Raw genomic sequence first — 22308 nt, forward strand, 5'->3', positions numbered from 1 at the left:
AGCCTCAAACCATATTTGTGGCTGGCAGTGATACTACGCGCTTGTGCGGCAGGCGTCTGCGGCCGATGCTGTGTGCCCGGTGGTTTGACAGACGATGGACGGAGGCAGCACATGAATGCGGTACCACAGGTGGCCGAGCGCGATTGGCGCACGCCGCTGGAACTCACCCTGCTGGGCGCCATCTGGGGCTGCTCGTTCCTGTTCATGCGCGTGGCCGTGCCTTCGTTCGGGCCGTTCGCGCTGGTGGAAGTGCGCCTGGTGCTGGGCGCACTGGTGCTGATGCCGTTCCTGTGGCGCGCCCGTGCGCAGTTCCCGCCGCGCCGCTGGCTGTGGCTGGCGCCGATCGGGCTGATCAACTCGGCACTGCCGTTCGTGCTGTTTGCCTATTCGGCCGAGCAGGCGCCCGCAGCTATTGGCGCGATCTGCAATGCGATGACGGTGCTGTTCGCCGCGCTGATCGCGTTCCTGTTCTTCGGCGAAAAGATCGGCATGCGTCGCGCCGGCGCGCTGCTGGTCGGCTTTGCTGGCGTGGTGGTGCTGGCTACGGCCAAGGTGTCGGGCCTGAGCATCGGCATGGCCGTGCTGGCCGGTGCCGCGGCGTCGCTGCTGTACGGGCTGGGGGTGAACCTGGTGAAGCGGCACATGACCGGCCTGCCATCGGCGGCCGCCGCTGCCGCGACCCTGGGCTGTGCTTCGTTGTGGATGCTGCCGATGGCGGTAACGCATTGGCCGCAAGGCGCCATTCCGCTGAAGGCCTGGGGCGCCGCCATCACGCTGGGCGTGGCCTGCACCGGCCTGGCGTTCCTGATGTTCTATCGCCTGATCGGCCGCATCGGCCCGTCACGTGCCTCCACGGTGACCTATTTGATTCCGCTGTTCGGCGCCGCCTTCGCGTGGTTGTTCCTGGGCGAACCGGTGACGTTGCAGATGCTGGTTGCCGGTGGATTGATCCTGGGCAGCGTGGCGGTCAGCCAGAAGAGCTGAGGTTCATCGGCGTGCACCCGCCGGTAGCGCCGGGCCGTGCCCGGCGAGCGCAGCGGCCGATGTTGACCTTCGTGCGCACCCGCCGGGCATGGCCCGGCGCTACCGCACCGGCACCGGGATGTTGCACAGGTCGATATGCCCGGCCGGGCGCTTGTAGAAATCATCCACGCGGTTGCGCCGTGCTTCCACCGTGTCGGCGAAGGTCTTTGAATCGGTACGCAGCACCTGGATCGGGGTGCGCTCGGCTGCTGGCACGTCGCTGGCGCGGCGGATCGATATGATCGGCGTGCGCAGCTTCGGGTCTGCATAGAAGCCCATCGGCGCCGGTCCGCGCGGAATCGCGCTCAGCAGTTCCATGCCTTTCAGCACGCGGCCAACCAAGGTGATGTTGCGGTCGAGCTGGCGCGGTGACTGGCCGGTCACCACGTACAGCTCGGCGCCGATGCTGCTGTCTTCCTCATTGCTGCGGCCCGCGCCGAGCATGCCGTAGCAATGCGCCAGCCAGGCCTTGCCGGACTGCGGGTCCTGGCCCACCGGGAAGCCATCAACGAAGCCGGTCTGCGCGGCCCAGCCGTCGCGGTCGGGCAATACGCTCACCTTCAGGCCAGTGCTGGCGCGTTCGAATTCGGCCGGCAGCTTGCGCGCGGCGCTTCCGAACGGCTTGGCCTTGGCTGCGTCGTCGGCGTCGGCATCGCCGAACTGCACCACGAAGTTGTCCTGCGAACGGTAGATGCTGGTGCCATCCCAGAAATGCTCGTGGGCGAAGGTCTGGATGTTGGCCACATGGCGCGGTGCAAACTGCGGCGCCAGTTCGATGATCACCCGGCCGGCCGGCAGATCCATGTACAGCAGGTTGGCCGGGTCCGGGGTGCGCCAGTCGCTGGCCGCGGAAGCATCGAGGATCTGCTGCGGGCTGCGATAGGGCGTGGCGGCGCTGGCCAGGGCGGGCAGCAGGCAGGCGAGGGCGAGGGCGGTCATGGCAGTGCGAAGGCGGTGCGGCATGGGATCCCCGGAACATGAACGAGGGTTTGATTCTGCGCGAGCAGACCATGGACGCGCCAGCCGGCAGGGTGACTAACGACACATTCGCTATACCGGACTTCACACTACTGTTGACTCCAACATAGTGGAGGGCCGGCCATGTCCGACGACGATGTCCACCTGAAGAAGTTCCAGAAGGAGCTCAGCGCCGGCACGGTGTCGCTGGCCCTGCTGGCGGTACTGGCCCGGGCCGGGGAGCCGCTGTACGGCTACCTGATCGCCAAGGAGCTGGAGCGCGTGGGCGAGGGCGTGCTGAGTGGCAAGCAGAGCGCGCTGTACCCGGTGCTGCGCAACCTGGAAGGCGCCGGCCTGCTGGAAAGCCATGTCGAGCCGTCCAGCAGTGGCCCACCGCGCCGCTACTACCGCATCAATGAACGTGGCCACGAGGTGCTGGCGCAGTGGCGCCAGGCCTGGCAGGCCACCCGCGATTCCGTCGATTCCGTGTTGGAGGGGGTACCGCAATGAACGACCTGAACCTGGCAGGCACGGCCCTGCCCACCACCATTGCCCAGTATCTGGCGCAGCTGCGCGCGGCGCTGGAAGGGGCCGACCCTGCCATGGTGCAGGATGCCCTGTACGACGCCGAGGAATACCTGCGCTCGGAGCTGGCCGCGCAGTCCGGTCGCAGCGAAGCCGAGGTGATTGCCGATGTGGCCGGCAGCTATGGCGCGCCGCAGGAAGTGGCCGAGATCTACCGCGAAACCGAGGTGACCGTGAACCGCGCGCTGCGTACGCCGCGCGCCGACACCGCGCCGGTGCTGCGCGCGGCCGCCGAAGCCAGCGGGGCGGCACCTGCGGCCGCGCTGCCAGCGGCGAAGCCGCGTACCTGGTGGGCGCGCTTCTTCGGCGTCGTGCTGGACCCGCACACCTACGGCGCGCTGTTCTACATGCTGCTGTCGCTGGCCACCGGCACGTTCTTCTTCACCTGGGTGGTGACCGGGCTGTCGCTGTCGCTGGGCCTGATGATCCTGATCATCGGCGTGCCGCTGACGGTGCTGTTCTTCGGTTCGGTGCGCGGTCTGGCGCTGCTGGAAGGACGGCTGGTGGAAGCGCTGCTGGGTGAGCGCATGCCGCGCCGGCCGCAGTACACCGATCGCAGCCGCAGCTGGCTGCAGCGCATCGGCGACATGTTCACCGACGGCCGTACCTGGCTGACCCTGCTGTACTTCCTGCTGATGCTGCCGCTGGGCATCGTGTACTTCACCATCGCGGTCACCCTGTTGTCGGTGTCGCTGGCCTTCATCTGGTCGCCGGTGGCGGCGCTGTTCGATGCCACCGCGCCGAGCATCTACATCGATGGCACCAACGTGCTGCCGCTGGCCGCAACGCCGGTGCTGGCCGTGGTGGGCGTGTTGCTGCTGCTGCTGACGATGCATCTGGCACGCGGCATCGGCACACTGCACGGCATGCTGGCCAAGCACCTGCTGGTGCGGCTGTAACGGTGCAGGCCCAGCGCCGGGGTCGGATCCCTGTTCACAGAACAGGGCTCTGACCCCGTCACGTGCAGGGTGCAGGGGTCAGAGCCCTTTCCGTTGGAAAGGGATCCGACCCCGACCGGGGCTTCGGCATGGGCGGCGAAGCGCAGGCGCGCCGCGCTGTGGTAGGTGCCAACCTTGGTTGGCACACACCATCAGACGTCGGGATTCATGGTAGGTGCAAGACGAAGGGGTCGGATCCCTGTTCGCAGAACAGGGCTCTGACCCCGTCATGTGCAGGGTGCAGGGGTCAGAGCCCTTTCCGTTGGAAAGGGATCCGACCCCGACCGGGGCTTCGGCATGGGCGGCGAAGCGCAGGCGCGCCGCGCTGTGGTAGGTGCCAACCTTGGTTGGCACGCACCATCAGACGTCGGTATTCACGGTAGGTGCAAGGCGAAGGGGTCGGATCCCTGCTCGCAGAACAGGGCTCTGACCCCGTCATGTGCAGGGTGCAAGGTGCAGGGGTCAGAGCCCTTTCCGTTGGAAGGGATCCGACCCCGAGGCCAAGGCTTACCCGGCCTTGCGCCGCAGCGGGGTGACGTTGCTCTTCTTCTTCGTTGCCTTCGCAGCCGGGGCTTCGGCATGGGCGGCGAAGAAATCGCGCACCTTCGGGTACACCACTTCACGCCAGCGGCGGCCGCTGAAGATGCCGTAATGGCCGGCACCTTCCACGATGAAGTGCTCGCGGCGATCGGCGGCGATGCCGGTGCACAGCGCCTGCGCCGCTTCGGTCTGGCCCAGGCCGGCGATATCGTCCAGCTCGCCTTCGATGCTCAGCAGCGCGGTATCGCGGATCGCAGACGGGTCGACCTTCTCGCCGTTCACCACCCATTCGCCGCGCGGCAGCAGGAAGTCCTGGAACACCACCGAAATGGTGTCCAGGTAGTACTTGGCCGGCATGTCCAGCACCGCGTTGTACTCGTCGTAGAAACGGCGATGCGCGTCGGCGTCTTCCAGATCGCCCTTGACCAGATCGGCGTAGAAATCCCAGTGCGAACTGAAGTGGCGGCTGGGGTTCATCGACAGGAAGCCGGCGTGCTGCAGGAAGCCCGGGTACACGCGGCGGCCGGCGCCGGGGTAGCTGGCCGGCACGGTGTGGATCACGTTGTTCTCGAACCACGACAGCGGGTTCTGCGTGGCCAGGTTGTTCACTGCGGTGGGGCTGCAGCGCGCATCGATCGGCCCGCCCATCATCACCAGCGTGCGCGGGGTCGGCTCGCCACGGCTGGCCATCAGCGAAACCGCGGCCAGCACCGGCACCGTCGGCTGGCACACGCTCACCACGTGCAGGCGTTCAACGCCCAGGTGGCGGATGAATTCCTGGATGTAGGCGATGTAATCGTCCAGCCCGAACTCGCCTTCGCTGGCCGGCACCATGCGTGCATCCACCCAGTCGGTGACGTACACGCGGTGGTCGCGCAGCAGGGTGCGCACGGTGTCGCGCAGCAGCGTGGCGTGGTGCCCCGACAGCGGCGCCACCACCAGTACGAACGGCTGGTTGAGCATGGTGTGCAGCTGCTCGGCTTCGTTGCTGTGGCGCTTGAAGCGCAGCAGCTTGCAGAACGGCTTGCTGACCTCTTCGTGCACCACGATCGGCACGCGTTCGCCTTCGACTTCGATTTCGTTGATGCCCCATTCGGGCTTCTCGTAATCCTTGCCGATGCGATGGAACAGTTCATTGACGGCCGCCAGGCGATCAGCGCCGGGCATCTGCGACCACCAGTGACCCTGGTTGGTGAAGAAGCGGGCGTTGGCCTGGGCCTGGTGCACCCAGGGGGCGAGCAGGTTGCGGGTCAGTTCGTGCAGTTGATAGAGCATGCCGACCGAATATGTATGGTCATATGTTGCCGCGCAGCATATCCCATCCCGGTGTCCCGCGGGTTAAGTTGGCTGAAAAAAGTGAATCCGGATTCACATCCGTTCCAGCGCCGCCGCCTCGCCGGCCAATCCGGGGCCCAGCCAAAGGTGCGAACCCACGGCCTGCAGGCCCTGGCGGGCCAGCTCGCGCCGGTACCAGCGCGCCGGGCGGGCCTGGAAGCCCTCGTGGTCGCCGTCGAATTCATCCTCGGCGGCGAAGGTTTCCAGGAAGGCCACGCCAGCGGTCAGCTCGGCCAGGCCAGCCAGGCCGGCGCGCAGCTCGCGGTCGGGCACGTAATGCATCACGTCCGAGCACACCAGCAGGTCGACCGGAGCGCACGGCCGCAGCCAGGCGAAATCGCCGAATGCGGCCAGGTGCAGGTTGCGGGTACGACCGTAACGGCGCACAGCGTACTCGCTGCTGTCGAAGCCAAGGTATTGGACCTTCGGACGCAGTTTCAGCAGCGGTGCGCGCCAGGCGCCTTCGCCGCAGCCGATATCCAGCACGCTGCGGATCGGCCGTTCCAGGTAGTACTCGGCGCTGGCCACGGCCAGGGCCACCTTGCGGGCCAGGCGGGCACTGCCGCCGATATCGGCGCGGCGGTACCAGCGTTGGAAGTAGGCGGCGTCGTAGGTCTTGTCCATGGGGCAGGGCACGGTGATGAAAGCGGAGCGTAATAGTAGAGCCACGCCATGCGTGGCTGGGGTGTGTGGTGCGGCAATTGGCCGCGGCAGCCACCCATGGGGTGGCTCTACTGCGACAATGGTCCCTTCCCGCCAGCCGCCGGAGCGAGCGCATGCAGAGCTACTACTGGGTCAAGACCTTCCACATCGTGTTCGTGGTGGCCTGGATGGCCACGGTTTTCTACCTGCCGCGCATCCTGGTGAACCTGGCAGAGACGGCCGGGCAACCGGCGGTGGTGGCGCGCCTGCAGCTGATGGGCATGCGCCTGTACCGCTTCGGCCATTCCATGTTCGGCCTGGCCTTCGTGCTGGGCCTGGTGCTGTGGCTGGGCTACAAGGTCATTCCGGACTTCCCGACCATGGTCGCGCCGGGCGGTGCCGGCTGGCTGCACGCCAAGCTGGGCCTGGTGGTGCTGCTGCTCGCGTACTTCATCTGGACCGGCCGCCTGCTGAAGGGCGTGGCCAAGGGCCGAGCGTTGCCGTCCTCGCGCGCGCTGCGCTGGATCAACGAGATCCCGCTGCTGGCCTTCATCCCGATCGTCTGGCTGGTGCTGGCCAAGCCGTTCTGACCGGTAGATCCACGCCACGCGTGGATGGGCTCTTGTAGAGTCGAGCTTGCTCGACTGCCTGGATCAAAAGCAGTCGAGCAAGCTCGACTCTACAAAAGACAACGCGGCCGATCAGGCCGCGTCGTGAGTATCCCGAACAGGCAACGCGGCCCGATCAGGCCGCTTCGTACGTGCCGTAGCTGCGCAGGCGCGTGTAGCGCTGCTCGATCAGCTGTTCGGTGGACAGCTTGTCCAGCGCGTCCAGCTCGTTCAGCAGCACGGCCTTCAGGCGCTTGGCCATCTGGGTCGGGTTGCGGTGGGCGCCGCCGGTCGGCTCGCGCACCACCTTGTCCACCAGGCCCAGGCTCTTCAGGCGCGGCGCGGTCAGGCCCAGCTGTTCAGCGGCATCCTTGGCCTTGCCGGCGTCCTTCCACAGGATCGAGGCGCAGCCTTCCGGGGTGATGGTCGAATACACCGCGTATTCCAGCATGACGGTGCGGTCGCCCACGCCCAGCGCCAGCGCGCCGCCGGAACCGCCTTCGCCGATCACCGTGCAGATCACCGGCACCTTCAGCTCGGCCATCTCCATCAGGTTGCGGGCAATGGCTTCGGACTGGCCGCGCGATTCGGCATCGATGCCCGGCCAGGCGCCGGCGGTGTCGATCAGGGTCAGCACCGGCAGGCCGAAGCGCTCGGCCATCTTCATCAGGCGCAGGGCCTTGCGGTAGCCCTCCGGCTTGGGCATGCCGAAGTTGCGCTTGATCTTTTCCTTGGTGTCGCGGCCCTTCTGGTGGCCGATCACCATCACCGAACGGCCATTGATGCGGGCCAGGCCGCCCATGATGGCCTTGTCGTCGGCAAACGCGCGGTCGCCGGCCAGTTCCTGGAACTCATCGCAGATGATGCGGATGTAGTCGGCGGTGTACGGGCGCGACGGGTGGCGGGCCAGCTGCAGCACCTGCCACGAGGTCAGGTTGCGGAAGATCTGCGCGGTGCGCATGCGCAGCTTGTCCTGCAGCGCGTGCACTTCGGCCTCGACATTGACCGCCGGACCGGCACTGGCGTTGCGCAGTTCCTGGATCTTGGCTTCCAGGTCGGCGATGGGTTGCTCGAAGTCGAGGTAGTTCGGATTCATCGGAAGCCGTCGTGTAAAGAAGAGGGGAATTCTAGCCGAATGCGCCGGAACGCCCCGTACGCCTTCGTCTGGAAGGCGACGGTAACCCAGCCGGGCAGGGCGCGCCAGTCAGCGCGGCAGGCAATCAGGGGGCGTCAGGGCAGGACCAGCGCGCTGCGCGCCATCTCGGTGCTGCGAATCGTCACGAAGTCGTTGTAGGCCTCGTTGGCGGCCACCGGCAGGGTCGAGCCCAGGGTCATGGTGGCCTGGGTGAAGGCCATGCTGGCCTTGAAATCTTCCTTGCGCAGGGCCTTCTGCTCCGAAGCGGTGCTGGCCTTCAGCCAGCGCGCATACAGATCGCGCATCGGGCCGGCATGCGCCTCGAAGGCGGGGTCCAGCGCGGGCAGGGTGGCCGGGGCCGGTTCCAGCGTGTAGACCGGGGCCACGTAGCCGGCCGGCTGCTCACGCTTGAAGGCACCTGGCTCGCCCATGCTCTGTTCCACGTAGTCGATGAAGTCCGGGGCGGTGAACACCTTGGTGCTGATCTTGCCGCCGCTGGCATCCACGTGGGCCACGATCTGTTCTTCCGGGAACGGCTGGCGCACGCCGAAGTTCCAGTTCTTGTCGATGAACAGGCCGTGGTGCTTCTCGTAAGGACCCTTGAACTGCACCCCGCCCAGTTCCATGCCCAGGCCGCTGCTGCCGAAGTTCTTCAGCTTGTCCTCGCCGGTTACGTAGATCTCGCGCGCGGTCACGTACTCGCTCAGGGTCGGGTTGATCAGGCCGCCACGGCCGTCGGCATACACGATGAACCGCACATCGCCCAGGCGTTCGGTGTGCAGGTGGTGCTCACCCGGGGCCAGGCTGATCGCACGCGATGCGTTGGCGGCCACCGGCAGGTCCTTGCCGTCGATGCTGATGGCCAGCGGCGTGGCAGTGGGGTTGTCGATCTCGAAATCGACCTTGGACGAGCATGCGGACAGCGCCAGCGCAGCGACGAGGGGGAACAACAGCGTTTTCATGACGGAAGATCGTCCTTGATACAGACAACGGAAAAGAAAATCAGGCGTGCGCTCAGTTGGCCCATGGCGGGCTGTAGCGCACCTTCAGCGTGCGCACCGCCGGGTCGGCGCGCAGCGCCTCCATCAGCTTGGAATCGATGCGCACCGCGCTCTGCCCGGACACGTCGAGCATGCCGGCCACGCCGCCCTGCGGGCTCTTCAGCAGCAGGTCCAGGCGCAGCGGTGTGCGCCCCGGGCGATGGCGGTCCAGTACGGCATTCACGCGTTCCCAGACCGGGCGCTGCTGGCGCAGGTCCAGGCGCAGCGACAGGCGCGTGGCGTAGTTGGCGCAGACTTCATCGAAGTCCCAGCACTGGCGGATGCGCAGGGCGAAACCGCCGTTGAATTCGTCTTCGCGCAGGCCGCCCTTGACCACCAGGATGCGGTCCTTGGTCATCAGATGCCCGAACTCGGCCATCGCATCGGAAAACGCGCTGCATTCGACCCGGCCGCGGCCGTCTTCCAGCTGGATGAAGATCTGGCTTTCGCCCTTGCGGCGCACGCCCACCACCTGGCCGGCCAGCACGGTCTGCACTTCCGGGCGCCAGCGCTTTTCGCCGCCACCACCGCCGCCACCGCTGTTGGCGCTCCAGATCTTTTCCACCGCGCCAAGATCGTTGCCGACCAGGTCGCGCACGTCGTCGCGCCACGGGTCGAACGGGTGCCCGCTCAGGTAGAAGCCCAGGGTGTCGCGCTCGCCGTTCAGGCGCTGCAGCAGCGGCCATTCCTCGGCCTCGGGCAGGTCCAGCTGGATGCTGACCGTGCTCGGGTCGGGGCCGCCGAACAGCGAGTTCTGGCCCGAGGCGCGCTCGCGCGCCATCTGGTCGGTGGCCTTGATCACTTCCGGCAGCTGCAGCATCAGCGAGGCGCGGTTGTGGCCCAGTTCGTCCAGCGCGCCGCAGTTGATCATCGCTTCCAGCGTGCGCCGGTTGAGCTTGGCCGAACCCACGCGCGTGCAGAAGTCCAGCAGGTCCTTGTAGTCGCCGCCCTTCAGGCGTTCGTCCACCACCGCTTCGCAGGCGCCCTGGCCCACGCCCTTGATCGCGCCCAGGCCGTACTGGATGGTGTCCGGGGTGACTGCTTCGAACATGAAGGCCGAGTGGTTCACCTTCGGCGGCAGCACGGTCAGGCCCAGGTTGCGCACTTCGTCCAGGAAGCCGACCACCTTCTCGGTGTTGTCCAGGTCCGAGGACAGCGTGGCGGCCATGAACTCGGCCGGGTAGTGGCGCTTCAGCCACGCGGTCTGGTAGCTGACCAGCGCGTACGCGGCGGCGTGCGATTTGTTGAAACCGTAGCCGGCGAACTTTTCCATCAGGTCGAAGATCGCATCGGCCTTGGCTTCGTCCACGCCATCCTTGGCCGCACCCTCGCGGAAGATCTCGCGGTGCTTGGCCATTTCCGCCGGCACCTTCTTGCCCATCGCGCGGCGCAGCAGGTCGGCGCCGCCCAGCGAGTAGCCGCCGACGATCTGCGCCATCTGCATCACCTGCTCCTGGTACACCATGATGCCGTAGGTGTCCTTCAGGATCGCTTCGGTGCGCGGATCGGGATAGATGATTTCTTCCTGGCCGTGCTTACGTGCGTTGAACGATGGAATCAGGTCCATCGGGCCCGGGCGGTACAGCGACACCAGGGCGATCAGGTCTTCGAAACGGTCGGGGCGCGCGTCCTTCAGCAGGCGACGCATGCCCGAGGATTCGAACTGGAACACCGCGCCGGTGTTGCCGTTGGCGAAGATGTCCTTGTAGGTGGGCGCATCGTCCAGCGGGATCGCGGCGATATCCACCGGCGGAATGCCGGCGCGCTCGTGGCGCTTGTTGATCGCCTTCACTGCCCAGTCGATGATGGTCAACGTGCGCAGGCCCAGGAAGTCGAACTTCACCAGGCCCACTTCTTCCACGTCGTTCTTGTCGAACTGGGTGACCGGGTTCTTGCCCAGGCCGTTCTCGTCGTGTTCGGCGTACAGCGGGCAGAACTCGCTCAGCGGCTCGGGCCCGATCACCACGCCACCGGCGTGCTTGCCGGCGTTGCGGGTCAGGTCTTCCAGCTGCAGCGCCAAGTCGATCAGGTCGCGGACATCGTCCTCGGTGTCGTAGCGCTGGATCAGTTCGGGCGAGGCCATTTCCGAGCTGGGGCCTTCCTTGCCCTTGCCCAGCGCATCCTTCAGATGGATGCCCAGGATGTTCGGAATCAGCTTGGAAACGCCGTCGACCAGGCCATACGGGAAGCCCAGCACGCGACCGGAGTCGCGCACCACCGCCTTGGCCGCCATGGTGCCGTAGGTGATGATCTGGCTGACACGTTCGCGCCCGTACTTGCGCGCCACGTAGTCGATCACCTCGTCGCGGCGGTCCATGCAGAAGTCGATGTCGAAGTCGGGCATCGACACGCGTTCGGGGTTCAGGAAGCGCTCGAACAGCAGGTTGTACGGCAGCGGGTCCAGATCGGTGATCTTCAGCGCCCACGCCACCAGCGAACCGGCACCGGAACCACGGCCCGGGCCGATCGGGATGCCCTGGTTCTTGCCCCACTGGATGAAGTCGGCCACGATGAGGAAGTAGCCGGGGAAGCCCATCTTGATGATGGTGTTGAGCTCGAACTCCAGGCGTTCGAAGTAGTCCTCGCGGGTCTTGCCCGGCGCCAGCGGATTCTTTTCCAGGCGCTCGGTCAGGCCGTCGCGCGACATCTTCTGGATCCAGGTGTCCAGCGTTTCGTCGTCGGGCACCGGGTAGTTGGGCAGGAAGTAGGTGCCCAGGCGCATTTCGATGTTGCAGCGCTCGGCCAGCGCCAGCGTGTTGTCGATCGCATCGGGGATGTCGGCGAACAGCGCGCACATTTCCTCGGCCGACTTCAGGTACTGCTGGTCGCTGTACTCGCGCGGGCGCTTGGGGTCGTCCAGCACGCGGCCGGTGGAAATGCACACGCGCGCTTCGTGCGCGCTGAAATCGGTCGGCGCCAGGAAGCGCACGTCATTGCTGGCGATCACCGGCAGGCCGCGCTGGCCGGCGGCCATCAGCGCGAAGCGGTTGAAGGTTTCCTCGCCTTCGCGGCCGGTGCGGGTCAGTTCCAGGTGCAGGCCATCGCCGAACACGCGCTGCCAGTCGGCCAGCTGCTGCTCGGCCAGGTCGTGCTTGCCGTCCAGCGCCAGGCGTCCGGCCAGGCTCTCGCGCCCGGCCAGGGCGAACAGGCTGGCGTTGCCGGCCTTCAGCCAGTCCGGGTGCACGGCCACGCCACCTTCGGCGCGGTGGCCTTCCATCCAGGCGCGGGTCAGCAATCGCGACAGGCTCAGGTAGCCCTCGCGGTCGCGGCACAGCAGGGTCATCCGCCACGGGTCCTGGCCTTCCTCGGCAATCATCACGTCGGCGCCGGCGATGGGCTTGATGCCCACGCCTTCGGCGGCCTTGTAGAACTTCACCAGGGCGAACAGGTTGTTCAGGTCGGTGACCGCCAGGGCGGGCAGGCCGAGTTCCACCGAGCGCGACAGCAGGTTGGCCTGCTTGGCTTTCTTCGGGTCCGCCTGGTCGGGCTTGGCCGGCACGCGGATGGTCGAGTCCGCCAGCGAGAACTCGGTGTGGACGTGGAGATGTACGAAGCGAGAGTTGGACATGCCGGACCAGGTTGGAGCGCGCGGGCCCCGGGAGCTGACGGGGAATCGTCGCCGGGGTCGGAAAGCGCTGGAATGCCCGGTCAGGGTACCGAGGGCAGGGGGTGGCGACAAGGACTTGACGGTGGGCGATATCGCATTCGCGCTATCGCCCCCCACGGTTCGCAAGCGAACCGCGGGCCCCGTCTTACCACGCTCCCAGACCCCCGCGCCGTTGGCGCGTCCCCCTGACTCAGGGGGACTCTGCTCCAGACGGGTTGCGTGCGATGTTCAGGCAATCGCGGCGCTGGCCGGCGATGCGGATTGCAGGCAGTCACGCACCGGGGCGAAGCTGCGCCGGTGCTCGGCGCAGGGGCCGTGCGCACGCAGCGCGGCCAGGTGCGCCGGGGTGCCGTAGCCCTTGTGCTGGTCGAAGCCATATTCAGGATGGCGCGCATGCAGATCCTGCATGTAGCGGTCGCGCGAGACCTTGGCCAGGATCGAAGCGGCCATGATGGCGCGGTCGATGCCATCACCGCCGACCAGCGCCTGCGCCGGCAGCACCAGGCCCTTGGGCACCACGTTGCCATCGATGCGGGCGAAGCCGGCCACGTGGGCCACCGCGGCCACCACGTCGCGCATGCCCTGCAGGGTGGCCTGGTAGATGTTCAGCCGGTCGATGGCCTGCACATCCACCAGCACTACGTGCCAGGCCAGTGCCCGTTCCATGATGCGGTCGTACAGCTGGTCGCGGCGGGCGGCGGTCAACTGCTTGGAATCGTCCAGGCCGTTGATGCGCGGGCGCGACGGATCGAACACCACCGCCGCCACCGCCACCGGGCCGGCCAGGGGGCCGCGGCCGGCCTCGTCCACGCCGGCGATCAGGCGTTCGGGCTCGACCACCGCCGCGCCGTCGAACAGCGCCAGGCTGGCCGCAGCGGCCGCACGGCGGCTCATGCGGTTTCCAGCTTGCGCAGCAGCAGTTCGCCCACCGCGTCGGCCGCACGGGCCGAGGCATTGCGGCGCAGGCGTTCATGCAGGCGCGCATAGGTGCCCTGCAGATCGGCTACCCGCTGCGGGTGGTCGAACCACTGCTGCACGGCCGCCGCCAGCGCGTCGGGCGTGCAATCGTGCTGCATCAGCTCCGGTGCCAGGTCCTGCCCGGCCAGGATGTTGGGCAGGGCGAAACGATCCACCTTGATCAGGCCCAGCGCCTTCACCAGGCGATAGGTCAGTTCGTTCACCCGGTAACCGACCACCATCGGCCGCTTCACCAGCATCGCTTCCAGGGTGGCCGTGCCCGAGGCCAGCACCACCACGTCGGCGGCGATCATCGCCGCACGCGCCTGGCCATCCAGCACATGCGAATAGGCCACCGGCAGCGCCGAGCGGGACAACTGCTCTTCGATCAGGCGGCGGCAGGCGGCATTGGCGGCGGGTACCACCACGTGCAGGCCCGGAATGCGTTCGGACACCTGCCAGGCGGCCTCGAAGAACGGTTCGCCCAGGCGCGAGATCTCGCCCAGACGGCTGCCCGGCAATACCGCCAGCACTTTGGCCGAGGCCGGCAGGCCCAGCTCTGCACGTGCCGCATCGCGATCACCGTGCAGCGGAATATCGTCGGCCATCGGGTGGCCGACGAAGCGCGCGTCGATGCCATGCCGCGCATAGATGGGCGGTTCCATCGGGAACAGGCACAGCACCAGGTCGGCGCTGCTGCCGATCTTCTCGGCACGCTTCTCGCGCCAGGCCCAGACCGAGGGGCTGACGTAATGCACGGTCGGCACGCCGCGCTGCTTCAGCCAGCGCTCGATGCCCAGGTTGAAGTCGGGCGCGTCGATGCCGATGAACACGTCCGGCTGCCATTCCAGCGCACGCTGGCGGAAGGCCGAACGCAGCTTCAGCAGGCGCGGCAGGTGGCGCAGCACTTCGGTCAGGCCCATCACCGCCAGTTCGCTGGCGTCGTGCCAGGTCTGGCAGCCGGCGTTGCGCATGGCATCGCCGCCGATGCCGGCGAATTCGGCATGCGGGAAGCGTGCCTTCAGCTCGCGTACCAGACCGGCACCGAGCAGGTCGCCGGAGGCCTCACCGGCCACCAGCGCGATGCGCAACGGGCGCTCGCTGAGCACCCGCTGTGCAGGCACGCTGCCGGCCATCGAGGCCAGCGGGATCACGTCGGCGCCGGCCGGCGCCTGGCCGGTCGTGCTGCTCATCGCAGCAGGGGCCTCTCGGCATGCTCGATGAAGTCCAGCATGGCCTTCACGTCGTCGCTGCCCTGTGCCTGTTCGGCCAGCTGCTGCTTGGCTTCCGCCAGCGGCAGGCCTGCCACGTACAACGTACGGTAGGCACGCTTGATGGCGGTGATGCGGCCGGCATCGAAGCCGCGGCGCTTCAGGCCTTCGCTGTTGATGCCACGCGGGCGGCCCAGCGAATCGGTGCCGACCATGGTGAACGGCGGCACATCGCCATTGGTCAGCGCACCCATGCCCAGGAAGGCATGCGCGCCGATACGGCAGAACTGGTGCGCACCGGCGAAGCCGCTGATGATCACGTAGTCGCCCACGGTCACGTGGCCGGCCAGGGTGGTGTTGTTGGAGAACACGCAGAAATTGCCGACATGGCAGTCATGTGCCACGTGCGTGTAGGCCAGCATCCAGTTGTCGTTGCCGATGGTGGTGATGCCACCGCCGCCGCCGGTGCCGCGGTTCAGGGTCACGAACTCGCGGAACACGTTGCGGTCGCCGATCACCAGTTCGGTGCGTTCGCCGCTGAACTTCTTGTCCTGCGGTTCGCCGCCCACGGCCACGTGGCCGATGAAACGGTTGTCGCGGCCGATCCGGGTCGGGCCGTGCACGCTGCAGTGCGGACCGATCTCGGTGCCGGCGCCGATTTCGACATCGGCGCCGATGAGGGTGAACGCACCCACGCGCACATCGTCGGCCAAGCGCGCCGAGGGATCGATCACGGCGGTGGGATGGATCAGGGGGGCGTTGTCGCTCATCTAGCTCCTCCGGCCAGGGTTATTCGCGGGTGCCGGCGCACAGCACCTCGGCGCAGGCGACCACTTCGCCATCGACCTTGGCCACGCAGTCGTACACGGCCATGTTGCGGATCACGCGCTTGATCTCCACGTGCATTTCCAGCACGTCGCCCGGCACCACCTGCTTGGTGAAGCGGGCCTTGTCCACCTTCACCATGTAGAACAGCTTGGACTGCGAATCGCGGCCCAGAGTGAGCTGGGTCAGCACGCCGCCGGCCTGGGCCATGGCTTCGATGATCAGCACGCCCGGCATGATCGGCTGGTTGGGGAAGTGGCCCTGGAAGAACGGCTCGTTGATGCTGACGTTCTTGGTCGCCACGATGGTGCGCTTTTCGTAGTCGATCGACAGCACCTTGTCCACCAGCAGGAACGGGTAGCGGTGCGGCAGCAGGGCCTGGATCTGCGTCATGTCCGGCAGGGTCTGGGTCTGGCTCATTCTTTCTCCTTGCTTACAGACAGGATGCGGCGGGCCAGTGCATCAAGCTGCTTGAAGCGCGCGGCGTTCTTGCGCCACGTGCGGTTGTCGGTGAGGGGGGTGCCGGACGAGTACTCGCCCGGTTCGGTAATGGAATTGCGGACCACCGATTTGCCGGTGATCACGACCTTGTCGCAGATTTCCAGGTGGCCGACCACGCCGACGGCGCCGCCGAGCAGGCAGTAGCGGCCGATCTTGGCGCTGCCGGCAATGCCGGTGCAGCCGGCGATGGCCGAGTGCGCGCCGATCTGCACGTTGTGGGCGATCTGCACCAGGTTGTCCAGGCGCACGTCTTCGGCCAGCACGGTGTCTTCCAGCGCGCCACGGTCGACGCAGGTATTGGCGCCGATCTCGCAGTCATCGCCGATACGCACGCCGCCCAGCTGCGGCACCTTGATCCACTTGCCGGCATCCATGGCCAGGCCGAAGCCATCGGCGCCCAGCACGGCGCCGGGGTGGATGCGCACGCGCTTGCCCAGCTTCACCCGGGTGACCAGGGTGACCCGGGCGATCAGTTCACAGCCGCTGTCCAGGCTGCAGTCTTCGCCGATGATGCTGCCGGCGCCGACGATGCAGTTCTCGCCCACCACGCTGCGCGCGCCGATGGTGACGAACGGGCCGATGTGGGCGCTGGCGGCCACCTGCGCCTGCGGGTCGATGACCGCGCTGGGGTGGATGCCGGGCTCGCGCAGCGGCGCGCTGTCGAACAGCGCGGCGATCTTGGCGAAGGTGGTGTAGGGATCCTTGGCGATCAGTGCCGCGCCGGGGGCGGCCTCGGCATCGTCGGCACGCAGCACGACCAGCGAGGCCTGGCTGTCGGCCAGCTGGGCGCGGTAGCGCGGGTTGGCAAGGAAGGTCAGCTGGCCGGCACCGGCATGGGCGAGGGTGGCCACGCCATGGATGGCGGTGGCGGGGTCGCCATGGACCTGCAGGCCGAACTGATCGGCGAGTTGCTGGGCGGTGTAGGTAGGAGTATTCACGGCGGGAGTTTACCGTGTGACGCCAATCCGGTCATGCGGGGCGGTTCTGCGGCCAACGGCAGGGCCCCTCGTGGGCTGTCGCACAAGGCTCCGTGGCAGGGTCGGACGGGTGGGCCAGCGGGGGACGGCGCAAGTACGTCCATGTAGCCTTGGTCGCCGCATCCATGCGGCTCACACCCCCGCCGGCCCCACCCGTCCGACCCCCGACAGTCTGGTGCGAGTGCCAGCCACGGAAAGACAGAAAAAATCAAAAGCAGCTCGCCCGCCGCGTGCGCGCTGTCTCCACAAGCGAAAACGCCGGGCAGAGCCCGGCGCTTCGTAACCCGTCTGGTGGAGAGCCCCCCCTTTGTTAAGGGCGGCGCGCCCACGGCGCGGGGGATAGGTGGAATGCGGGGGCAGTTCTGGCGAACCGCCCAGCGGTTCGTCAGAACTGCCCGCCGAAGGTGAACTGCAGACGCTCGATCTCGTCGCCGTCTTCCTTCTTCAGCGGGAACGCGTAGCTGATCGAGATCGGGCCGACCGGGGCGCGCCACAGCAGGGCCACACCGGTGGACACGCGCAGCTCGTTGGCCTTGAAGTTGTCCACGCCGTTGTAGACGTTGCCGAAGTCGACGAAGGCCGACACGCGTGCCGACGGGCTGTCGAACAGGCGCGGGAAGTAGGCTTCGACCGAACCGACGGTCTTCAACGAACCACCCAGCGGCTGGCCGTTGGGGTAGCTCAAGGTCGCTTCACGCGGGCCCAGGGTGTTGTCTTCGAAGCCGCGCACCGAGTTGGTACCGCCGGCGTAGAAGTTCTCGTAGAACGGCAGGCCCGAGGCGGTCACTTCGCGCAGGTTGCCTTCGGCATCCGGCACGATGGCGGTCTTGTCCTTGCCATAGCTGTCGCCATAACCGATTTCGGCGCGGGTGTTGATGACCAGCGACGGAATGATCGGCCAGTACTTGCTGATCTGGTAGTTCAGCTTGAAGTACTCGACGGTCGAGCCGGGCAGGGTGGTTTCCAGGCCCACGCGCTGGTAGGTACCGCGGGTCGGCATGAAGTAGTCGTTGCGCGAGTCACGGGCCCAGCCCAGTTCCGTGCGCCAGGCATGGAAGGTCTTGCTGCCCATCACGTTGATGTAGTCAACGATCGACTGCGGGGTGGTGCCGGTGTAGGTGGTGATCTGGTTGCTGTCGATGCCGAACATCAGCGAGACGGTGTCGGTCTCGGTGAGCGGCACGCCGAACACCACCTGCGCGGCACCGTTGGTGCTGTTGTACTGCGCGGTGTTGAAGTCGGAGTAGTCCAGTTCGCGCCAGGACAGGTTGTAGCCCAGCGACACGCCGTCATCGGTGAAGTACGGGTTGGTGTAGCTGAAGCCGTAACGCTGCAGGTAGCTGCTGCGCGAGGCTTCCACCGACACGCGGTTGCCGCCGCCCAGGAAGTTGTTCTGCGACAGCTGCACCGAGGTGGTCATGCCGTAGGACTGCGAATAGCCCAGGCCGAACACGAAGCTGCCCGACGTGGTTTCCTTCACGTTGTAGACCACGTCCACCTGGTCGTTGCTGCCGCTGACCGCCGGGGTTTCCACGTCTACCGATTCAAAGTAGCCCAGGCGCTGCAGGCGGATCTTGGAACGGTCGATGGCGGCCTGCGAATACCAGGTGTTCTCGAACTGGCGCATTTCGCGACGCATCACTTCGTCGGACGTGCGGGTGTTGCCCTTGAAGATGATGCGGCGCACCGAAACGCGCGGGCCCGGCACGACCTGCATGTTCACCGCCACGGTCTGCTCGGCGCGGTTGGTGGTCGGGATCGGGTTCACCTTGGCGAACGCGTAACCGATGTTGGACAGCGAGTTGGTGATCGAGTCGGAGCTGAACTCCAGCAGGGCGCGCGAGAACGTATCGCCGGCCTTCTGCACGACCATGCGCTCGACATCTTCCTGCGGCAGGATGGTGTCGCCGCTGACCTTGATGTCGGAGATCTTGTACTGGTTGCCCTCGGTCACGCCGGCCGTCACGAACATGTCGCGCTTGTCCGGGCTGATCGAGACCTGGGTGGAGTCGATGCTGAAATCGACGTAGCCACGGTCCAGGTACCAGGAATTGAGCTTTTCCAGGTCACCGGACAGCTTTTCCTTGGAGTACTGGTCATCGCGGCGGTACCACGAAGCCCAGTTGTGCTCCTTCGACTCCCAGATTTCCAGGATGTCGCGGGCATCGTACTTTTCGGTGCCGACCAGGTTGACGTGGCGGATCTTGGCCGCCTTGCCTTCCTTGATGGCGATGGCGATGTCCACGCGGTTGCGGTCCAGCGGGCTCACCGTCGGGGTGATTTCCACGTTGTACTTGCCGCGGTCGTTGTACTGGCGACGAAGTTCCTGGGTCACGCGGTCCAGGCTCAGGCGGTCGAAGGTGCCGCCTTCGGTCAGGCCGATGTCGGACAGGCCCTTCAACAGCTGGTCGCTCTTGATGTCCTTGTTGCCGGTGACGGTCAGCTTGTTGATCGCCGGGCGTTCCTTCACGGTCACCACCAGGATGCTGCCCTGGCGGTCCAGCTGCACGTCTTCGAAGAAGCCGGTCTTGTACAGGGCGCGGATGGTGTCGCCGATCTTGCTGTCGGTCACCGTCTCGCCGCGTTCCACCGGCAGGTAGGTGAACACCGTGCCCGAGCTGATGCGCTGCAGGCCGTCGACGCGGATGTCGCTGACAGTGAAGGGCTCGGCAGCCTGGGCCAGCACGGGGGCGCCGGTGACGGCGGCGAGGGCGAGGGCCAGCAGGCGGCGATTGGGGAGTCGCGTCATGTCACGTCCGGTAGGAAGGTCGATTTCATTGGTGCGGGATGCCGACGCTGTAGACGGCAACAACGTGGAAAAGTTCATCGCGGGACCAGGCCGAGGATGTCGTTGTAGAACGCCAGTCCCATCAGCCCGGCCAGCAGCGCCAGACCGATGTACTGTCCGGCGGCGATGGCACGCTCGCTCAGCGGGCTGCCCTTGACCAACTCAATAAGGTAATACAGCAGGTGCCCGCCGTCCAAGATGGGAATGGGCAGCAGGTTGATGATGCACAGGCTGAGCGACAGCAGCGCCAGGAACTGCAGGAACCAGTCGAAGCCACGCTTGGCCGAGATGTTGGCCACGCGGGCGATGGTGACCGGCCCGGAAACGTTCTGCAGCGAGGCCTTGCCGGTGACGATGCGGGCCATCATGGCCAGCGAATCGGCGCCCAGGCGGCCGGTCTCGCGCACCGCCGCGGTCACTGCATCCAGCGGGCCGTAGCGCATCAGGGTGTCGTAGGGCGGGCTGTAGGTGCTGGCGAAGCCCACGCCGATCTGCCACTGCGGCTGGCCCTTGCCGTCCTTGCCCTGGCGCGGGGTGACTTCCAGCGCCAGGCGCTCGCCACCGCGCAGGACTTCAATCATGCCCGGCCCGCCATGGCGGCCCAGTGCCTGGATTTCGGGACTGACCTGTTCGGCGCTGTCGATGCGCTGGCCGTCGATGGCCACGATCAGGTCGCCAGCCTGCAGCTGCCCGGCCACGGCCGAATCGGCGGTCAGGCTGTCCACCAGCGCCGGCTGCATCCACGCCTGCCAGTGCAGGCCGGCCAGCAGCGGCACGCGGCGTTCGTCGAAACCGGCCGGCAGCTGCGACAGCGGCAGGGTGCGGGTCTGCACCTGGTCGGCCAGGTCGACCACCTCCAGCGTCACGTCGCGGCGGTCCATCGCGGCGGCGGTCAGCGCCATGCTGGCCTCGCCCAGGGTGACCACGCTTCGGTCATCCACGCGCAGCAGGCGGTCGCCGCTGACCAGCCCGGCGGTGGCGGCCATGCCGGTGGCGCGGCCTAGGGTGGCCGAATAGTCCTGCTTGCCGATCACGAACATCGCCCACAGCAGCAGGATGCACAGCAGCAGGTTGGCGGCGGGGCCGGCGGCGACGATGGCGATGCGCTGCCACACGGTCTTGTGGTTGAAGGCCTGGCCGCGCTCGTGCGGATGTACTTCCACCTCGCGCTCGTCCAGGAACTTCACATAGCCGCCCAGCGGCAGGGCGGCGATGGCGAATTCGGTGCCGTGCTTGTCGCGGCGCGACCACAGCGGCCGCCCGAAGCCGACCGAGAAGCGCAGCACCTTCACCCCGCACATCCGGCCCACCCAGTAGTGGCCGAACTCGTGGAAGGTGACCAGCAGCCCGAGGCTGACAATCATCCACCAGACCGATCCGATGAAGTCAGTCATGCAGGCTCACAGTGGCGGACAGGTTCGGAAGCGTCATTCGGTTCGTCGAGGCGTTCAGGCGGCGGCGATGGCGTTCAGGGTCAGGTGGCGCGCCCGCTGGTCGGCGGACAAGAGGCCCTCCAGTGTATCGGCTGGCTCGCTGGGCAGTGTTGAAAGAGCGTTAGCAACCAGCGCCGGAATGGTCAGGAAACCGATCCGGCCCTGAAGAAACGCTGAAACCGCCTCTTCGTTGGCGGCGTTCAGCACTGCCGGGGCGGTGCCGCCGGCCTGCATGGCCTGCCAGGCCAGGGCCAGGCAGGGGAAGGCCTCGGTATCGGGGGCCTCGAAATCCAGCCGGCCCTGGGCCAGCAGATCCAGCCCGCCCACGCCCGATTCGATGCGCTGCGGCCAGCCCAGGCCCACGGCCAGGGTGGTGCGCATGTCCGGCAGGCCCAGCTGGGCCAGGGTGGAGCCGTCGACGAACTCGACCAGCGAATGCACCAGGCTCTGCGGGTGCACCAGCACCTCAATGCGCTCGCCCGGTACGGCGAACAGGTGGTGGGCCTCGATCACTTCCAGGCCCTTGTTCATCAAGGTGGCCGAATCGACCGAGATCTTCGGTCCCATCGACCACTTCGGGTGCGCCACGGCCTGGGCCGGGGTGACCTGGGCCAGCTCGGCGCGGCTGCGGCCGCGGAACGGGCCGCCCGAGGCGGTCAACAGGATGCGGCGCACACCGGCGCCGTCCAGGCTGGCATCGCGCGAGCGCAGGCACTGGAAGATGGCGCTGTGTTCGCTGTCGATGGGGATGATTTCGGCGCCGGCCTGATCGGCGGTGCGGGTCAGCAGTTCGCCGGCCAGCACCAGCGATTCCTTGTTGGCCAGCAGGATGCGCTTGCCGGCGGCGGCGGCGGCCAGGGTCGAGGACAGCCCGGCGGCGCCGACGATGGCGGCCACCACGGTGTCGCAGGCGTCGCTGGCGGCCAGCTGGTCCAGAGCAGCCGCACCAGCGTGCGCTTCGGTGGCCAGGCCGGCCTCGCGCAGGCCGTCGCGCAGCGGCGCGAACAGGGTCTCATCGGCAATGACCGCGTGCGCCGGGCGATGCACCCGGCACAGCGCCAGCAGCGCCTCTACCTGGCGGCCGGCGGCCAGCACGGTGGCCTGGTACTGCTGCGGATGGCGGGCGATCACGTCCAGCGTGGAGGCGCCGATGGAACCGGTGGCGCCGAACACGGCGACCCGGCGGGGGTGTGCAGCAACGTCCAT

18 protein-coding genes are annotated in these 22308 nt (G+C 67.1%); 4 read left to right on the forward strand and 14 right to left on the reverse strand.

Going from position 1 to position 22308, the window contains the following annotated elements; genetic code table 11:
- The first annotated feature begins 111 nt into the window (after positions 1–111).
- The gene (locus C1931_RS06450; protein ID WP_108755764.1) at positions 112–984 is read left to right on the forward strand and encodes a DMT family transporter; all 873 of its coding nucleotides are present in this window, start codon (positions 112–114) and stop codon (positions 982–984) included.
- 99 nt (positions 985–1083) lie between these two features.
- Here C1931_RS06450 and C1931_RS06455 read toward each other — a convergent pair whose 3' ends face one another.
- Positions 1084–1986: a peptidylprolyl isomerase gene (locus C1931_RS06455; RefSeq protein WP_108755765.1), complete on the reverse strand. Its 903-nt coding sequence runs from the start codon at positions 1984–1986 to the stop codon at positions 1084–1086.
- A 138-nt stretch (positions 1987–2124) separates the two neighbouring features.
- Between C1931_RS06455 and C1931_RS06460 the strand changes: the two genes are divergently transcribed.
- A complete protein-coding gene (locus tag C1931_RS06460) occupies positions 2125–2490 on the forward strand; it encodes a PadR family transcriptional regulator (protein ID WP_108749047.1) in 366 nt (121 codons plus the stop codon).
- Positions 2487–3464 carry a sensor domain-containing protein gene (locus C1931_RS06465; RefSeq protein ID WP_108755766.1) on the forward strand — a complete coding sequence of 326 codons (978 nt, stop codon included), beginning with the start codon at positions 2487–2489 and terminating at the stop codon, positions 3462–3464. Before C1931_RS06460 ends, C1931_RS06465 begins: the two co-directional genes overlap by 4 nt.
- A gap of 546 nt (positions 3465–4010) precedes the next feature.
- Here C1931_RS06465 and phaZ read toward each other — a convergent pair.
- Together phaZ and C1931_RS06475 are read right to left on the reverse strand one after the other, a co-directional pair.
- Complete coding sequence (gene phaZ, locus C1931_RS06470; protein ID WP_108755767.1) at positions 4011–5318, reverse strand: polyhydroxyalkanoate depolymerase; 1308 nt, start codon at positions 5316–5318, stop codon at positions 4011–4013.
- Between the two features lie 93 nt (positions 5319–5411).
- The gene (locus C1931_RS06475; RefSeq protein WP_108749050.1) at positions 5412–6002 is read right to left on the reverse strand and encodes a class I SAM-dependent methyltransferase; all 591 of its coding nucleotides are present in this window, start codon (positions 6000–6002) and stop codon (positions 5412–5414) included.
- A 152-nt stretch (positions 6003–6154) separates the two neighbouring features.
- Between C1931_RS06475 and C1931_RS06480 the strand changes: the two genes are divergently transcribed.
- On the forward strand, positions 6155–6610 hold the full coding sequence (locus C1931_RS06480; protein ID WP_108755768.1) for a CopD family protein: 456 nt from the start codon (positions 6155–6157) through the stop codon (positions 6608–6610).
- A 154-nt stretch (positions 6611–6764) separates the two neighbouring features.
- Here the strand turns inward: C1931_RS06480 and C1931_RS06485 are convergent, their stop codons facing one another.
- From C1931_RS06485 to dxr, 11 genes are all read right to left on the reverse strand, one after another.
- Positions 6765–7724 (reverse strand): acetyl-CoA carboxylase carboxyltransferase subunit alpha, encoded by a 960-nt coding sequence (locus tag C1931_RS06485; protein ID WP_108752582.1) that lies wholly within the window; start codon positions 7722–7724, stop codon positions 6765–6767.
- A 134-nt stretch (positions 7725–7858) separates the two neighbouring features.
- Positions 7859–8725, reverse strand: coding sequence for an ABC transporter substrate-binding protein (locus C1931_RS06490; protein ID WP_108755769.1), 867 nt, complete (start codon positions 8723–8725; stop codon positions 7859–7861).
- Positions 8726–8777: 52 nt separating this feature from the next.
- The gene (gene dnaE / locus C1931_RS06495) at positions 8778–12371 is read right to left on the reverse strand and encodes a DNA polymerase III subunit alpha (RefSeq protein ID WP_108755770.1); all 3594 of its coding nucleotides are present in this window, start codon (positions 12369–12371) and stop codon (positions 8778–8780) included.
- A 267-nt stretch (positions 12372–12638) separates the two neighbouring features.
- On the reverse strand, positions 12639–13304 hold the full coding sequence (locus C1931_RS06500) for a ribonuclease HII (RefSeq protein ID WP_108755771.1): 666 nt from the start codon (positions 13302–13304) through the stop codon (positions 12639–12641).
- Positions 13301–14560, reverse strand: a complete 1260-nt coding sequence (lpxB, locus tag C1931_RS06505) for a lipid-A-disaccharide synthase (protein WP_108755772.1) — start codon at positions 14558–14560, stop codon at positions 13301–13303. The genes C1931_RS06500 and lpxB overlap by 4 nt, the downstream gene beginning before the upstream one ends.
- Complete coding sequence (gene lpxA / locus C1931_RS06510) at positions 14557–15348, reverse strand: acyl-ACP--UDP-N-acetylglucosamine O-acyltransferase (protein WP_108749057.1); 792 nt, start codon at positions 15346–15348, stop codon at positions 14557–14559. Before lpxA ends, lpxB begins: the two co-directional genes overlap by 4 nt.
- A gap of 19 nt (positions 15349–15367) precedes the next feature.
- Positions 15368–15823 (reverse strand): 3-hydroxyacyl-ACP dehydratase FabZ, encoded by a 456-nt coding sequence (fabZ, locus tag C1931_RS06515; RefSeq protein ID WP_108749058.1) that lies wholly within the window; start codon positions 15821–15823, stop codon positions 15368–15370.
- On the reverse strand, positions 15820–16842 hold the full coding sequence (lpxD, locus tag C1931_RS06520) for a UDP-3-O-(3-hydroxymyristoyl)glucosamine N-acyltransferase (RefSeq protein WP_108755773.1): 1023 nt from the start codon (positions 16840–16842) through the stop codon (positions 15820–15822). The genes fabZ and lpxD overlap by 4 nt, the downstream gene beginning before the upstream one ends.
- A 424-nt stretch (positions 16843–17266) precedes the next feature.
- Positions 17267–19630, reverse strand: a complete 2364-nt coding sequence (bamA, locus tag C1931_RS06525; RefSeq protein ID WP_108752589.1) for an outer membrane protein assembly factor BamA — start codon at positions 19628–19630, stop codon at positions 17267–17269.
- Positions 19631–19704: 74 nt separating this feature from the next.
- A complete protein-coding gene (gene rseP / locus C1931_RS06530; protein ID WP_108752590.1) occupies positions 19705–21063 on the reverse strand; it encodes an RIP metalloprotease RseP in 1359 nt (452 codons plus the stop codon).
- Positions 21064–21117: 54 nt separating this feature from the next.
- Entirely contained in the window at positions 21118–22308 is a 1191-nt protein-coding gene (dxr, locus tag C1931_RS06535) for a 1-deoxy-D-xylulose-5-phosphate reductoisomerase (protein ID WP_108752591.1), read from the reverse strand.

Source organism: Stenotrophomonas sp. YAU14A_MKIMI4_1 (genome assembly GCF_003086855.1).
GTDB lineage: Bacteria > Pseudomonadota > Gammaproteobacteria > Xanthomonadales > Xanthomonadaceae > Stenotrophomonas.